The following is a 14,513-nucleotide window of genomic DNA, read 5'->3' as shown; positions in this document are numbered from 1 at the left end:
ACGGCGGAGGAACAGGCCCCGCTGGCAGCGGGGCCTGTTTCGTTCCGCGGAATGGCGGCGGCGCAGGGCGGAACAGGAGATCAGAACCAGTAGTAGGGCACCTGGTAGTGATCGTAGATGCTTTCCTCGTACTTGCGGTCGCGGCGCCATCCGGCGGGGCGTTCCGGTGCGGCTTTCAGCTGCTCCGGGGTGATGCTGGTGCGGAAGCCATCCAGCCCGGTGTCATAGGACAGGGCGCCCCAGGGAATGGTGAACTGCTGCTCGCCAAGGCCGAGGAAACCGCCGAAGGTCATGATCGCATAGGCAACCTTGCCGGACTGCTTGTCGATCATCAGGTGGTCGATGGTGCCCGCCTTGCTGCGGTTTTCGTCGTAGACCGCGGTGCCGGTCACGTCCTGGGACGAGACAAGGGCGCTGCGGGTTTCGGTTTGACCATGTTGCATGGCTGCACTCCTTCTTGCTGATGCGGGTGTGGAGTCAACGTTCCGGCAGGCCGATTGTTCCGCAAGCCCGCAGCACACGGTTGGCGGAAGCGGCGCGGTCAGGCCGGGGCTGTCTGCCCGGACCGCGCCCGCAGCCTCCAGAGGGCGGCGGCCAGGGCGGAGCCTGCCAGCAGGAAGGCCTGGAAGACCGCCAGCGCAGGCAGCAGGCCGAGCCAGTCCGCCAGCGCGCCGCTGAGGATGACCGGGAGGGAGAAGCCCGCATAGGCATAGACGAACAGCCCGGCGGCAGCGCGGGCGCGGCTGCCGGGCGCGCGCTGCGAAAACTCCGACAGCGCGGACAGGTAGACGAAGCCGTAGCTGGCCGCACTGGTCAGGGCGGTGCCGGACAGGATGAGCAGCAGCGACTGGCTCCAGACGCCGCCGAGCACCAGCAGAAAGCCGAGCGGCACCAGCGCGTAGCCGAGCAGAAGCGCGGCCCGGTTTCCCAGCGCCCGGGCCAGCGGCTGGCACAGGAAGCCGGTGAAGATCGCCAGAAAGATCACCAGCCCGGTGCGGGCGCCCAGCCCCTGCGCCTCCAGCTGCAACGGCAGCACGGCGATGGTCATGCCGGTGGCCGACCAGGCCAGCGCCAGGGCCGTGCCATAAGGCCAGGTCCCCGCGGGAAACACCGGCAGCCGCAGCAGCGGTGCCGCCCTGCGGGTGCCGGCGCGCGGCAGAGCCAGGGCCGCGGCGGCCAGCACCGGCGCCAGCACGAACAGCGCGATGAAGCTGGCGGGCAGGGTGGTCGGCCCCTGCCAGTCCAGGCTGACCCCGGTCGCCAGCGCGCCGCCGCCAAACCCCAGCGATGTGGCCGAGGCGACCAGCAGTGCGGCCTGCCGGGATTTCGCCTCGCCCAGCAGCTCGGCCATGAAGGCGGTGCCTGCAGTGGTGGCGAGGCCGGTTCCGGCCCCCAGCATGACACGGGCCGCAACCAGCGCGGGCCAGGACGGGGCCGCGGCCAGCAGCGCGGTGGCGGCCAGCCCCAGCAGCAGGGCGGCGGCGATCGGCAGGCGGCGGCCGGTCCGGTCCGACAGCCCGCCCAGCAGCAGCAGCACCGGCACCAGCCCGGCGGCATAGGCGGCAAAGGCAAGGGTGACCGCCGCTGCACCGGCGCCGCTGTGCGCGGCATAGACGCTGTAAAGCGGCGCCTGCAGGTTCACCGCATATGTCACCGTGAACAGGGCTGCGGCGAGCAGTGCGGAAGAGATTGGCGTGGTCATGGCGGCCTCCGTGCCATTGGCATTGCCTTTGGTTGACATGAGGCCGGATGTAGTACAATTCTTTTATTGTACTAAGTATAGTGGCAGAAACGGGCATGAGATACACCGATTTGGCGGCGCTGGTCGCAGAGCGGATCAGATCAGGGGCCCTGCCGCCGGGCACCCGGCTGCCGGCCCACCGGCGCTTTGCCGAGGAGCACGGGGTGGCGCTGGCCACCGCCACGCGGGCCTATGGCGAGCTGAAGCGGCAGGGGCTGATCCTGGGCGAGGCGGGCCGGGGCATGTTCGTGCGCGACCCGGCGCTGCCGCTGACGCTGGGTCTGGAGCAGGCCGGGCAGGACGGGCTGATCGATCTGGTCTTCAACATGCCGGGCAGCCAGTCCGATGCCGAGAGGCTGCGGGCGGGGCTGAAGCGGCTGGCGGCCTCGGGCGATCTGGAGGCGATGCTGCGCTACCAGCCGCACGGCGGGCGGCCGCACGAGCGCCGGATCGTCGCGGGCTACCTTGCGCAGCGCCACGAGACCGCCAGCCCCGAGCATCTGTTCCTCACCTGCGGTGCCCAGCACGGGCTGGCGGTGGCCGTGCTGGGGCTGCTGCAGCCGGGCGACGGCGTTGCCACCGGCGGGCTGACCTATCCGGGCTTCAAGCAGGTGGCGGCGCTGCACCGGCTGTCCCTGGCGGCAGTGCCGGGGGACGCGGGGGGGATGGATCCCGGCGCGCTGGAGCGGCTGTGCCGGGACAAGCAGCTGAAGGCGGTCTATCTGATGCCGACGGTCCATAATCCGCTGGGCACGGTGATGGACGAGGCGGCCCGGCGGGACATTGCCGCGGTGGCCCGGCGGCACGGGCTGATCATCATCGAAGACAGTGCCTATGGCTTTCTGGAGCCGGATCCGCCGCCCGGTTTCCTGGATCTGGCGCCGGAGCGGACGGTGCATGTCGGCGGGTTCTCCAAGAACATCGCAACCGGCCTGCGCATCGGCTTTATCGCGGTGCCCGGCGATTGCTGTGCGGCGGTGTCGCGGGTGATCCGGGCCACCACCTGGAACACGCCTGCGCTGGTCTCGGCACTGGTCACCCATTGGATCGAGGACGGGACGGTGCAGGAACTGGAGGCCGAGCGGCGGCTGGCCGGGGCCAGGGGGCAGGCGCTGTGCAGGGAGATCCTGCGGGGTGTTCCCATGCGGTCGCATCCGAACGCCAGCTTTGCCTGGCTGCCGCTGTCCGGCGGCGCGCGGGCGGAACCGGTCATTGCGCGGCTGTCCGGCGAGGGGGTGGCGGTGTCGTCAGCGGCGCCTTACGCGGTTGGCGACGCCGCACCGCAGGCCCTGCGCATCGCCTTTGGCGGGGTCACGGAACAGGAGCTGCGCTTTGGCCTGGAACGGATCCGCGATGCGCTGGCCGCCCCGGCGGGCTAGGGCAGGCGGGACCGGAGCTGTACTTGGGACACTTGCGATTCGCCCGGTCCGGCCCAGGGCGGAGGCGTTGAAAAAAAATCCGGTCCGGCGCCGGAGGTTGTGATTTCGCGCCGTTGCGGCCGCTGTGGTAGGGTGCCCGGGTCTTTCACGGTTTCAAAACAGGGAGCAGCCCGTCATGACGCCGATGGCCGCAGGACCGGAGCGGGGCGGGCAGGCAGCCGGGCTGCTTGCCCTGCTGCTGTTGTGCCTGATGCTGCTGGCGGCCGGAGCGGCGGGCGCGGAGCCGCCGCGGGCCGGGCTGATGTGGAACCGCACCGGGCTGCCCGCGGTGTTTCCGCTGCAGGTGAAAACCCCCGCCGGAAGGGATTATTTCCTGGTGCTGGCCAGCAGCGGCAGCGGTGCCGGGGCGCTGGCGGCCTATGCCGAGGGCGGCGCCTTCTTCAAGGTGCTGGTGCCGCCGGGGCGTTATGTGCTGCGCATTGCCAGCGGCCGCGAGTGGCAGGGCGAGGCAGAGCTGTTCGGCGCGGAAACGGAAGTTCTGGAGCTGCCGCAGCCGCTGGAATTTGCCGTCAGAGGCGCCGGGATCAAGGCCGGCCACTTGATAACCCTGTCGCACGGCGGCCCGGACCGGCGCCTGCGGGCGGCGGCCGAGGGGCAGTTCATCTGCCAGATCGCAAGCCTGGAGGGGCCGGAGCCGGCGCTGCGGCATGCGCAGCCCGGCCGCCGCCCGTTCCGCCTCGGCGGCGATGCGCACGCAAGGGGGATACTGCATCTGAAATGGCGGCTTGGCCTGGGCGGCCCCGAGCCGGGCACTCCGGACGGTCTGTGGCAGCGCCGCCTGTTCGTGCTGGGAAAATCCTATCTGCCGAGGCGCCCGCCGGTGCCGCAACCCGGGGTCGCGCCGCTGCCGGAACCCGGGTTCCGCAGCTATGCCGTGCGGTCGCTGTTTTGCGGCTGATGCGGCCGGGCAGTCCGGTTCTCACGCGTCGCCGCGGGCCTTGATCAGCCGGTCGGCCTTCTTGCGCACCAGCACGCCGCGCAGGTCGTGCATGGCCAGCAGCAGCGCGTCGGTGACCTCCTCGAGCTGCTCGTCGGTGGCCCGGCTGTTGGCCCAGTGGGCGGTGAGGTTCAGGTGGTCGATGGCGCGGTGGAGGTCGTCGATGTCACGCGCCGCGAGGGTGGCGGCGCGGGCGTCCATCCAGGACTTGATCTCGGCAATGTCCTGATCGCTGAGGGCGCGTTGGCCGTGCGGCTTGATCTCGCCGTTGCGGATGTTCACAACGGCGATCTGATCCATCTCGATCCGCCGCTGGCGGTTCTCGGTGTCGACGCGGAAGACAAACGCGCCGTTCTCGCGGACGCGGAAGTAATATTCCGGCAGGTCGGCGCTCATGTCTTGTCTCCTGTCAGGCCAGCGACGCGCAGAAGGACTGGATGCGGCTGCAGGCCTCTTCCAGTGCAGCATCCGAAGTAGCGTAGCTCACCCGGAAGTTGGGCGACAGGCCGAAAGCGGCGCCGAAGACCACGGCGACATCGGCCTCTTCCAGCAGCGCGGTGGCGAAATCCTCATCCGTTTCGATCAGCTTGCCCGCCGGGGTGGTCCTGCCGATCAGACCGGCGATCGAGGGGTAGACGTAGAAGGCGCCTTCGGGGACCGGGCAGGAGATGCCGTCGATCTGGTTCAGCATGCGGACCACCAGGTCGCGGCGGCGCACGAAGATTTCGTTGTTGGGCGCGAGGAACTCCTGGGTGCCGTTCAGCGCCTCCACCGCGGCCCATTGGCTGACCGAACAGGGGTTGGAGGTCGACTGCGACTGCACCTTGCGCATGGCGGCGATCAGTTTCTCCGGGCCTGCGGCATAGCCGATGCGCCAGCCGGTCATCGCATAGGCCTTGGAGACGCCGTTGCAGGTGAGGGTGCGCTCGTACAGCTGCGGCTCCACCTGCGCGGGCGTGCAGAATTCGAAGCCGTCATAGGCCAGGTGTTCGTACATGTCGTCGGTCATCACCCAGACGTGCGGATGGCGCAGCAGCACGTCGGTCAGCGCCTTCAGCTCGTCCCGGCTGTAGCCGGCGCCGGTGGGGTTGGAGGGCGAGTTGAAGATGAACCATTTGGTGTTCGGGGTGATCGCGGCCTCCAGCTGATCGGCGGTCAGCTTGAAATTGGTCTCAAGCGAGGTCTCAGTGATCACCGGCGTGCCGCCCGCCAGCAGCACCATGTCCGGGTAGCTGACCCAGTAGGGGGCGGGGATCACCACCTCGTCGCCGGGGTTCAGCGTCGCCATCAGCGCATTGTAGAGCGTCTGCTTGCCCCCCGTTCCGACCGAGACCTGCGCCGGGGTGTAATCCAGCCCGTGGTCGCGCTTCATCTTGGCGCAGACCGCCTGTTTCAGCTCCGGGATGCCGTCGGGGGCGGTGTATTTGGTCTTGCCCGCGGCGATGGCGGCAACGGCGGCGTCCTTGATGTTCTGCGGCGTGTCGAAGTCCGGCTCGCCGGCGCTAAGGCCGATGACGTTGCGTCCTGCGGCCTTAAGCTCGGCGGCTTTTGCGGTCATTGCGATGGTTGGCGACGGTTTGACGCGAGATAAGGTCTCGGACAGGAAAGACATCGGCTGGGCCCCGGTTTGTATGTTCTTCGGAACTGTCATAGGGTGCCGCCAAACAGCGATCAAGCTGCATTGGCAACTGGAATAGGAGAACTGACGATGACTGAGCAGAACACAGACTGGTATGGCCCGGATGCAGCAACTTTCGGCGACCGTGTGGCCGCCGCGCGGGAAGCGGCCGCCATGAACCAGGCGCAGCTGTCGCGCCGCCTCGGGATCAAGAAAGCCACGCTGACGGCCTGGGAACAGGACCTGTCCGAGCCGCGCGCCAACAAGCTGACCATGCTGGCGGGCGTTCTGAACGTGTCGATGTCCTGGCTGCTGACCGGCGAAGGCGAAGGCATGTCCGCCCCGGCCGAGACCGAGGTGGATCTGGGCGATTTCGCCGGTGTCCTGAAGGAACTGCGCGAACTGCGCACCGAGATGCGCAGCAACGCCGACCGCGCGGCGCGGCTGGAGAAGAAACTGCGCAGCCTGCTGCAGGCCGCGGAAAAGGCCGAAGCGGTCACGGCATGACGCAGCCGGAAAGCCGCGAGGCCCGGCTGAAACGGCTGCAGATGCGGTCAATGCGCCGCGGCATCAAGGAGATGGACATTCTGTTGTCCGCCTATGCCGCGGCCAACCTGGCCGGGATGGATGCGGCGCAGCTCGATCTTTATGACGCGCTGCTGCACGAGAATGATCAGGACCTGTATCAGTGGGTCACCGGCCAGGCGGAGCCGCAGCAGCGGTTCCGCGCGCTGGTGGGTGACATCGCGCAAACCTATCAAAAATAATAAAATCCCGGCTTAACCGATTTTTCGGGAATTGTTGGCATCTTGTCTCAGGAGCAAATTCGAGTCGGAGATGCGAATGAGTATGGAATTGCCAATCGGCCAGGTGGACCGCAAGGGGTTCATGACTGGCTATCTGGAGGCGCTGGCCCTTGTCGAGCGTCTCCACCGTCTGCTGCTGGACGTCATCAAGGACGAGTTCGAACGCGTCGGGGTGCTGGAGATCAATGCGGTCCAGGCGCTGTTGCTGTTCAATATCGGTGACAATGAGGTGACCGCCGGGGAACTGAAGACCCGCGGCTACTATCAGGGCAGCAATGTCAGCTACAATCTGAAGAAGCTGGTCGAAATGGGCTATATGCACCACCAGCGCTGCGAGATCGACCGCCGCTCGGTGCGGGTCCGGCTGACCCAGCGGGGCCGCGAAATCCGCGACATCGTCTCGGGGCTGTTTGCCCGCCATGCCGAAGGGCTGGAGGGAAAAGACGTGATTTCCTCGCAGGGGATCGAGGATATTACCGCCTCGCTCAAGCGGGTGGAGCGTTATTGGTCGGATCAGATTCGTTATATTTACTGAAACGCCGGTTGGGGTGAACCGCCCCGGCAGGCAGCGGGCCGCGCAAGGCCGGGGAAACACCGGCAGTCCGCAGACGGGGCATGAGGGGAAACCGTGCTCCGGCCGTATCAAAGGGCAAAGCGCCGGGACCCGGATCAGGGGCCACGGCAGAAGGTTGCAGAAGCGGCCGCCCTTGCCGACGGAAAGAGTTCCTTGCAGCCGGGGGCTGGCGGGATGCCCGGACAGGGTGTTTTGCAGGGGGATGAGCTATTTTCCGCAAAGTGATAATTGCAGGAACCGGATGGCGGGCGGGTGTGCCGCCGGAGGCCGGCAGCACCGGACAGGCGCTGTGCCGGTATTTTTCGTTTTTGCGGAAACGTTCTGCCGTCAGGCCTGACCGGCAATCCTGCGCAGGCCTGGCTCACAGCCCGCAAGCCAGTGCATTCCAGGCCAGTGCATTCCGGGCCAGTGCTGACTGGCCAGTGCAATCGAGGCCAGTGTAATCCAGGCCGGTGCCAGCCGGATCTCTGCGGAACAAGGCAAGGCGCCCCGGCCGCAGCGGACAGGTCCGGACGGGGCAGACAGCCGTCACCAGTGGCCGGTGTTCTCCATGCTGGCCCAGGGTTCGGCGGGGGCCAGCGCCTCGCCGTTCTGCAGCAGTTCGATCGAGACGTTGTCGGGCGAGCGCACAAAGGCCATATGCCCGTCGCGCGGCGGCCGGTTGATGGTGACGCCATTGTCCATCAGATGCCGGCAGGCGGCATAGATGTCGTCCACCCCATAGGCGAGATGGCCGAAATGGCGGCTGTCATCGGGCAGCGCGTCGTCGCCGTCCCAATTGTATGTCAGTTCCAGCGGGGTCTCCTGCTGCCCCGGGGGCGCCATGAAAACCAGGGTGAAGCGGCCCTGCTCATTGTCCCAGCGGCGGGTTTCCCGGAGGCCGAGGAGTTCGTAGAAGGCCATCGATTTTTCCAGGTCTTTCACCCGGACCATGGTGTGCAGATAGGTAAGCGGCATGGCGGTCTCCTGTTTGCGGTTTCAGCGACTTTAGCGGCGCCGGGCGCAATGGCCAGCGAAAGCCGCCGGGGGCGCCTTCAGAATTTTGATTCAATGCCCAGCGAGACGGAGAATTCGGAGCTGTCGAATTTGCTGAAGTTGGAGCTGCGCCTGCCGGCCCGCAGCCGGAGCATTGGAGCGAAGCCGGCATAGTCGTAGCTGTCGAAAAGCAGATTGAGGTCGGCATAGACCGACTGGTCCTGACGGCCGCCGGGAATGGCGGTGAAGACGCCGTTATGGGCGAACAATTGAGATGGGTAATCAGCCGCGCCGAGGGTCAAGCCGGTGCTGATTTTCGCGGGCCCGACAAGCCTGCCATGGGCATAGCCGATCCTGAAGGTGGCGGTTTCTCCGGTGGCGTAAATGCTTTTTGACCGGGTGTCGCGCAGCGCCAGCGAAAAATCCAGCCGGCTGCCGCTGCCGAGATCGCGCAGCAGCGACGCGCCGAGCCCGAAAACATTGGCATCCAAGGAAACCACGCGCGGGTTCAGCCTGTGTTCCGCGCTGCCGCTGACCGTGAGGCGCATGTGCGGCGACAGGGTCCAGCCCCGTGTGGCGGAAAGCTTTGCCAGGTTGTAGTTCCGTTCACCGCCATACCAGGAGGACGCGCCTGTCAGGGAAATCCGCGCCGTGCCGCCCTGGCCGGCTGCGCCTGCCGAAAAGGCATGGCTGAGGGTGATTTCACCATAGGTCGAGCCGAATTCGGAATTCCGGGGCACAGTGGTGTGGGTAAGGCGGGCCAGTTCGGCGGCTTTCTCCTTGGCGCTGGAGGATAGGGCCACGCGTTGGACATACAGCCGCCCGCTCAGCGAGGTCAGGCTGGTGCTGCTTTGCTGCAGGCGCCGGCCGATCCCGGTGTCGAGGGTGCCGACGAGACCGGACAGAGCCACCGATCGGGGCCCGAATCTGGGTGCCACATGCGAGGACAGGCCGTCGACTTCCTGAGTCGCCGCATCCGAGCCGTTGTTCACGTTGTTCGATGGCTTCAGCCCGCCGCTGAGCCGGAAGGACCAGGGGCTGATCCGCCGCAGCGCCTGGTAGTCCTTGGCGATCAGCGCGTCGGCCTTCTCATCCGGGGCGTGCACCGCGGTGCGGCGCAGCCAGTATTGCGACAGCACCGGGCTGCCGCCCTGAAAGGCCAGTCGGGAGGCGAGCTGGGCCATCTGGTACTTGGTGGCGCTGTCGGGGGCAAAGCGGAAGGCGCGGGCGGCCGACTTGCGGCCCTTGGCCGGCTGGCCTGCCCGGGCATAGGCGGCGGCCTGCAGATGCCAGGCCGCGTGGTTCCTGCGGTCGGCCTGCAGCAGCGCATCCGACAGCCGCAGCGCCAGTTGCGGGTTGCCGGAGTTCAGCGCATGTGCGGCCAGGATGTGCCCCTGCTGCAGCGACAGGTGCACCTGCGGCCTGGTCTGCTCCTGCGCGTGGGGCCGGGCCGTGGCCAGACCCAGCACCAGAAGCGCCAATGCGGCCCTGCGCATGGGTCAGGGGCAGGCTGGATCGGGGCTGGCGCCGTCGCAGGAGCCCAGAACGAAGACGCCGAATTCCTCAATCGGCACGGTGCCGTCGTTCAGCGCTTCGATGTGGGCGGTCGCATGCACGGATCCAGCCACCGAAGCAGCGCCGGCGCCGGAGAACACGCCGCCATATTCCCCGACACCGCCGTGATCGACGGAAGCCTCGCCGGTGAAGGTCCCGTCGGACGCGATGTCCGTCGGGTTGAGGGTCAGGTTTTCAACTTCGGTTCCTGGCTGATCGGTGATCTGGCGGTTGTACACTGTGCCCTTGACCCGGTTGTCGGAGAAGTCGGCATTGATGAACACATCGCCGGTGACCTCGGCCGCCTGGCCTGGCAGGATGGCCGGATTGGTGCCATTTGACGGGTCGATCAGGTCGCCGTTGTCGCCGTCGACGTTCAGCAGTCCGACATAGGTGCCGGCATAGCTGACGATGCCGCCGGGGCCCTGTTCGGTTTCCGGTGCCGAATAGGTGCCGGTGCGGCCATAGGTGGTGCCGCCCTGGAAAAAGCCGAATTGCCCGCCGGTCATGACCACGGTGGCGTAGCCGCCTTCGGTCTCGCGCACATAGGCGGTGGAGTGTTCGGTCAGCTGGTTGTCCTGGACCGTATAGGCCTCATACCCGGCCCGGTCGAGCGCGGGCTTGCGGACATACGTGGCGGAAAAGGGGGTTTCATCCAGGCCGACGCCGGTCACGGTCAGCGATTGATTGGCGGCGTCATAGCTGACGCTGTCCACATCGCCTGCCAGAGCTTCCGGAATCGTTCCGGTGACGTCTGTGGGGTCATCTGTCCCGGTGGTAAACGGGTTGCCCCCGCCGCACGCTGACAGCGCGGACGCTGCCGCGAGCCCTAGCCAATAGCGCCTCATCTGCCTCTACCTCAATATGTTTTTCGTTTTGCGCCACCTTCGGCCGGGGCATGGCAATTGTCAATTGAACCGTGGGGATTTGGGCGCAACCGTGGCGGATAGGCTACCTGCATGTTGTTTTCCGGCCGGGGCCGCGGGGCAGATGTAGTGGGATGCGGCGGGCGCGGAGGGGTTTCTTGATTCTTGGCGCCTGGCATTGCGGCCGGTTTTCCGGGGCGTGAAATTCCGGCAGATGCCGGCGCGCGCTGTGCCGCAGCCGCTGGTCCGTCTGCGCTGCCTTCCGGCAAATCGGAGCGCTGTCAGGAGACCGGGCCGGCAGGCTGAACCATTGCGGCGTGCCGCCGCTCTGCGCCCCGGCTGTTGGATTACCCCTGGGCTGCGCAAGGACGCGGCATCTGTGCGCGATCCTGCACGCGCTGATGCGGCTCCTGCCGGGCGATGCCGGCATCCGCGGCGCAGAGGACAGCGGCGTGGCATCCCGGAGCGGACGGGCGGATGCGGAAGGCGGTCCGGCGCCGGCAGGGTCCCGGGGCGCGGATTTTCCGGCAATGGGGACCGCAGGTCCGGTGGTTTGGTCTTGTTTTCAATCGCTTGCGCTTGGATTTGGATTGATTTCGCTATGGCCGATGAATGCGCTTTAGCCCTCCATGCGTTATGCATTATGATTGCGCAAGACTGCCGCGCAAGTAAGCTGGCAGCGGCAAAAGAACCTGTGTGGAGGCAGAGCAATGCGGCATCCGGAGTACCAGTATCTGGACCTGATGGAACAAGTCCTTGACCGCGGTGATGAGCGGCTTGACAGAACGGGCGTTGGCACGCGCTCGCTTTTTGGTGCCATGGTCCGGTTTGATCTGTCGGATGGATCGGCGCCCATTCTGACGACCAAGCGCGTCTATTGGAAAACCGCAATCAAGGAAATGCTCTGGTTCCTGACCGGCGGAACCAACATCCAGCCGCTTCTGCGGGAAAATGTGCGGATCTGGACCGACTGGCCGCTGGCGGTCTACCGCCGCGAGACCGGAGAGGATGTCACGCAGGAGGACTTCGAGCAGCGGATCGTCGAGGACGACAGCTTCGCGGCCCGTTGGGGCGAGCTCGGCCCGGTGTACGGCAAGCAGTGGCGGCGCTGGATGGGAGCGGACGGCCGCGAACACGACCAGATCGGGACGCTGATCCGCGCGCTGCGGGAGACACCTGCGAGCCGGCGCATGCTCTTCCACGGCTGGAACGTTGCGGACCTGGGAGAGATGGCGCTGCCGCCCTGCCATATGGTGTACCAGTATCATGTAACCTCCGACGGGCGCCTGGATTGCCTGTTGTTCCAAAGATCGGTCGATCTTCTGCTTGGCGCGGCCTTCAACTACGTGGGGGCCACGGCGCTCCAGCTGATGCTTGCGCAGCAGGCGGGCCTTCGCCCCGGCGAGCTGGTTTGGGTCGGCGGTGACGTCCACCTTTACCGCAATCATTTCGATCAAGCGCGCGAGCAGCTGACCCGTGAGCCTCGTGCGTTCCCGAAGATAACGCTGGCCAAGCGCGCGGCGAGCATCGATGACTACCGGATCGAGGATTTCGATGTGGAAGGGTACGACCCCCATCCGCCCATAAAGGCCGACGTCGCAGTGTAGGCCCGCTGCGGCTGCCAGCGCGCGGTGGCCCGCCCGCCGCGAGGGCGGCGTTGCGGATCGCGGGCCCGGCTGTGCATCGGGTCCTTGGGTGCGCCATGGGTCCGGGCCGCAATGCGGGCAGCCTGCAAGCCGCATCCGCCCGCGCCGGCCCTTGCCCGGCGCGTCCAGCTGTTTGCCCATGCAATTCCGAACGCCCCGGCCCTGACCGCGGGGGGGCGGCAGATCCCGCCGGATCCGGCCCGGCATCCTGCCAGTCCCACGGATGGGGGACTGGCGGGATGCCGCATCGGCGGCGACCATGCAGGTCTTTGGCGGAGTTTTGCAGGAGTGTTTCATGGCAGGCTATTCGGTGGATGGAACGCGGCTGTGGTCCCGGCTGATGGACATGGCCGAAATCGGCGCCACGGTGAACGGCGGCTCGCACCGGCTGGCGCTCAGCCAGGATGACGAGGACGGCCGCGAGCTGTTTCTGGCATGGTGCGCGAACCGCGGCTTCACCGCGGTTTTTGACAAGATCGGCAATCTGTTCGTCCGGCGCGCGGGCCGGACTCCGGCAGCGCCTGCGGTTGCCATCGGCAGCCATCTGGACACGCAGCCGATGGGCGGCCGGTTCGACGGCGTGCTGGGGGTTCTGGCCGGGCTGGAAGTGCTGGAGACGCTGGAGGATCTGGGAGTCGCAACGGAAGCGCCGGTGGAGGTCGCCGTGTGGACCAACGAGGAGGGCGCCCGGTTTCAGCCCGCCATGATGGGCTCGGGGGTTCATTGCGGCTTGCATCCGCTGGCCGAGGCACTGGCGGTTGCCGATGCATCCGGCATCCCGGTTGCGCAGGAACTCGAACGGTTCGGCTACGACAGAGGAGTGGAGCCGGGCAGCCATGCAATCGGCAGCTATCTGGAACTTCACATCGAGCAGGGGCCGATCCTTGAGCAGGAGGGAAAGAGCATCGGCGTCGTCACCGGCGGGCAGGCGATCCGCTGGTACTCGCTGGACCTGCGCGGCGATGAGACCCACGCAGGGCCGATGCCCATGGCGATGCGGCGCGATCCGGTGCGGCATCTGGCAGCGGCGGCTGAGCTGGTCTACCGGACCGGGACGGCGGATGCCGATGCCCGCGCAACCATCGGCCGGATCGAAACGCGGCCCGGCTCCATCAACGCAGTGCCGGGAGAGCTGCACCTGTCGGTCGATCTGCGCCATCCGGATGAGAGCGTGCTGGAGCAGATGCATGGCTCGCTGGCCGAGGGGATTGCGCAGTTGAACGATGCGGCGGAGGGCGTGGAGATCAGCCTTGAGCAGATCTGGCACTCGCCCGTGGTGCATTTCGACGCGCAGCTGGCCGCAGCCGTGCGCAGCAGCGCTGCCGCCCGGGGCTATGCGGCCCGGGACATGGTGTCGGGGGCCGGCCATGATGCGTTCCATCTTGCCAAAGCGGTGCCCGCGGCGATGATCTTTGTGCCCTGCCGCGGCGGCATCAGCCACAACGCGCAGGAATTCACGGCGCCGGAGCAGGCCGCGGCGGGTGCAAACGTGCTGCTGGATGTTGCGTTGCAGTTGGCTGGCGCGCCCGTCCCGCCGGGGACAAAGGCATGAAGATCACCATTGCCGACTGGGACCCGCGGCCGGCGGCGCGGGCAGCGCAGGCCGAGGCCCTGGCCGCCCACGCGGCGGCAGAGAGCAGCGATCTTGTGCTGCTGCCGGAAATGCCGCTGAGTCCCTGGCTGGCCCACAGCCCGGAACCGGAGGCGGCGCTGTGGCAGCAGTCCGTTCATGATCATGAGCATGGCCTGGATGAGCTCGGAGGGCTGCTGGGCACCGCTGTGGCGGGGTCGCGTCCGGTTCTGACACCGGATGGCCAGTCCAGAAACCGCGCCTTTCTTTGGCAGGATGGCCGGATCGCTGCGGAGCCGCATGAGAAAGCGGCGCTGCCCGAGGAGGACGGCTATTGGGAGCGCCGCTGGTATGGTGCCGGTGCGCAGCAGAAGGCGCCGCTGGACTGGAACGGGGTTCGGATCGGCTTTGCGATCTGCACCGAGCTTTGGGACTGGGCGCATGCCTGCCGCCTGGCCCGGGCCGGTGCCGAGGTGCTTCTGGTGCCGCGCGCGACGCCGGACCTGGGCAGCGATATCTGGATATCCGGCGCCCGCGCCCTGGCGGTGCGGACCGGCTGCTATGTGCTGTCGTCCAACTTGGCGGGCCCGGCAGCAGCGGGGTTTGCCTTTGAAGGGCGTTCCGTGGCGGTGGACCCGGATGGCGAGCTGCTGGCGGCGGCGGACAGCACACAGCCCTATGCCACGGTTCCGATCGACGCCGGTGCCGCGCAGGCTGCCAAGGCGGCCTATCCGCGGTATGTATTCGACAGGATGGAAAACCAGCGAAGTGCGCTATGAGGAAGTGC

At 67.1% G+C, this 14,513-nt stretch carries 15 protein-coding genes; 8 read left to right on the top strand and 7 right to left on the bottom strand.

From position 1 onward, the window contains the following. Positions 1-80: 80 nt before the first annotated feature. Together OKQ63_RS11400 and OKQ63_RS11395 are read right to left on the bottom strand one after the other, a co-directional pair. Positions 81-443: a PRC-barrel domain-containing protein gene (locus tag OKQ63_RS11400; RefSeq protein ID WP_264210196.1), complete on the bottom strand. Its 363-nt coding sequence runs from the start codon at positions 441-443 to the stop codon at positions 81-83. A gap of 98 nt (positions 444-541) precedes the next feature. Further along, a complete protein-coding gene (locus tag OKQ63_RS11395; protein WP_264210195.1) occupies positions 542-1,702 on the bottom strand; it encodes an MFS transporter in 1,161 nt (386 codons plus the stop codon). A gap of 95 nt (positions 1,703-1,797) precedes the next feature. On the opposite strand from OKQ63_RS11395, the gene OKQ63_RS11390 reads away from it, so the two are divergent. Then, on the top strand, positions 1,798-3,120 hold the full coding sequence (locus OKQ63_RS11390) for an aminotransferase-like domain-containing protein (RefSeq protein WP_264210194.1): 1,323 nt from the start codon (positions 1,798-1,800) through the stop codon (positions 3,118-3,120). Between the two features lie 175 nt (positions 3,121-3,295). Then, entirely contained in the window at positions 3,296-4,078 is a 783-nt protein-coding gene (locus OKQ63_RS11385; RefSeq protein ID WP_264210193.1) for a hypothetical protein, read from the top strand. Between the two features lie 21 nt (positions 4,079-4,099). Here OKQ63_RS11385 and OKQ63_RS11380 read toward each other — a convergent pair whose 3' ends face one another. Both OKQ63_RS11380 and OKQ63_RS11375 read right to left on the bottom strand, forming a co-directional pair. Continuing rightward, the gene (locus OKQ63_RS11380) at positions 4,100-4,513 is read right to left on the bottom strand and encodes a hypothetical protein (RefSeq protein WP_264210192.1); all 414 of its coding nucleotides are present in this window, start codon (positions 4,511-4,513) and stop codon (positions 4,100-4,102) included. 13 nt (positions 4,514-4,526) lie between these two features. Further along, entirely contained in the window at positions 4,527-5,729 is a 1,203-nt protein-coding gene (locus OKQ63_RS11375) for a pyridoxal phosphate-dependent aminotransferase (RefSeq protein ID WP_264213911.1), read from the bottom strand. A 96-nt stretch (positions 5,730-5,825) separates the two neighbouring features. Here OKQ63_RS11375 and OKQ63_RS11370 point away from each other — a divergent pair, with 96 nt between their 5' ends. The 3 genes from OKQ63_RS11370 to OKQ63_RS11360 all read left to right on the top strand — a co-directional run bounded on the left by OKQ63_RS11370 (position 5,826) and on the right by OKQ63_RS11360 (position 7,076). Beyond that, on the top strand, positions 5,826-6,242 hold the full coding sequence (locus OKQ63_RS11370) for a helix-turn-helix domain-containing protein (protein WP_264210191.1): 417 nt from the start codon (positions 5,826-5,828) through the stop codon (positions 6,240-6,242). Next, on the top strand, positions 6,239-6,502 hold the full coding sequence (locus tag OKQ63_RS11365) for a succinate dehydrogenase assembly factor 2 (protein ID WP_264210190.1): 264 nt from the start codon (positions 6,239-6,241) through the stop codon (positions 6,500-6,502). The genes OKQ63_RS11370 and OKQ63_RS11365 overlap by 4 nt, the downstream gene beginning before the upstream one ends. 76 nt (positions 6,503-6,578) lie before the next feature. Then, positions 6,579-7,076 (top strand): MarR family winged helix-turn-helix transcriptional regulator, encoded by a 498-nt coding sequence (locus tag OKQ63_RS11360; RefSeq protein ID WP_264210189.1) that lies wholly within the window; start codon positions 6,579-6,581, stop codon positions 7,074-7,076. Positions 7,077-7,643: 567 nt separating this feature from the next. Here the strand turns inward: OKQ63_RS11360 and OKQ63_RS11355 are convergent. From OKQ63_RS11355 to OKQ63_RS11345, 3 genes are all read right to left on the bottom strand, one after another. Further along, positions 7,644-8,072 carry a VOC family protein gene (locus tag OKQ63_RS11355; RefSeq protein WP_264210188.1) on the bottom strand — a complete coding sequence of 143 codons (429 nt, stop codon included), beginning with the start codon at positions 8,070-8,072 and terminating at the stop codon, positions 7,644-7,646. 77 nt (positions 8,073-8,149) lie between these two features. After that, complete coding sequence (locus tag OKQ63_RS11350) at positions 8,150-9,571, bottom strand: tetratricopeptide repeat protein (RefSeq protein ID WP_264210187.1); 1,422 nt, start codon at positions 9,569-9,571, stop codon at positions 8,150-8,152. 18 nt (positions 9,572-9,589) lie between these two features. Further along, a complete protein-coding gene (locus tag OKQ63_RS11345; protein ID WP_264210186.1) occupies positions 9,590-10,492 on the bottom strand; it encodes a thymidylate synthase in 903 nt (300 codons plus the stop codon). Positions 10,493-11,220: 728 nt separating this feature from the next. On the opposite strand from OKQ63_RS11345, the gene OKQ63_RS11340 reads away from it, so the two are divergent. From OKQ63_RS11340 to OKQ63_RS11330, 3 genes are all read left to right on the top strand, one after another. Continuing rightward, positions 11,221-12,117: a thymidylate synthase gene (locus OKQ63_RS11340; RefSeq protein WP_264210185.1), complete on the top strand. Its 897-nt coding sequence runs from the start codon at positions 11,221-11,223 to the stop codon at positions 12,115-12,117. A 334-nt stretch (positions 12,118-12,451) separates the two neighbouring features. Then, positions 12,452-13,708 carry a Zn-dependent hydrolase gene (locus OKQ63_RS11335; RefSeq protein ID WP_264210184.1) on the top strand — a complete coding sequence of 419 codons (1,257 nt, stop codon included), beginning with the start codon at positions 12,452-12,454 and terminating at the stop codon, positions 13,706-13,708. Beyond that, complete coding sequence (locus OKQ63_RS11330; protein WP_264210183.1) at positions 13,705-14,505, top strand: carbon-nitrogen hydrolase family protein; 801 nt, start codon at positions 13,705-13,707, stop codon at positions 14,503-14,505. Before OKQ63_RS11335 ends, OKQ63_RS11330 begins: the two co-directional genes overlap by 4 nt. Positions 14,506-14,513: the final 8 nt, after the last annotated feature.

The organism is Leisingera thetidis (assembly GCF_025857195.1).
Lineage (GTDB): Bacteria > Pseudomonadota > Alphaproteobacteria > Rhodobacterales > Rhodobacteraceae > Leisingera > Leisingera thetidis.
Note: the sequence above shows the minus strand (reverse complement) of the source record. Positions and strands in the feature narration are given on the sequence as shown.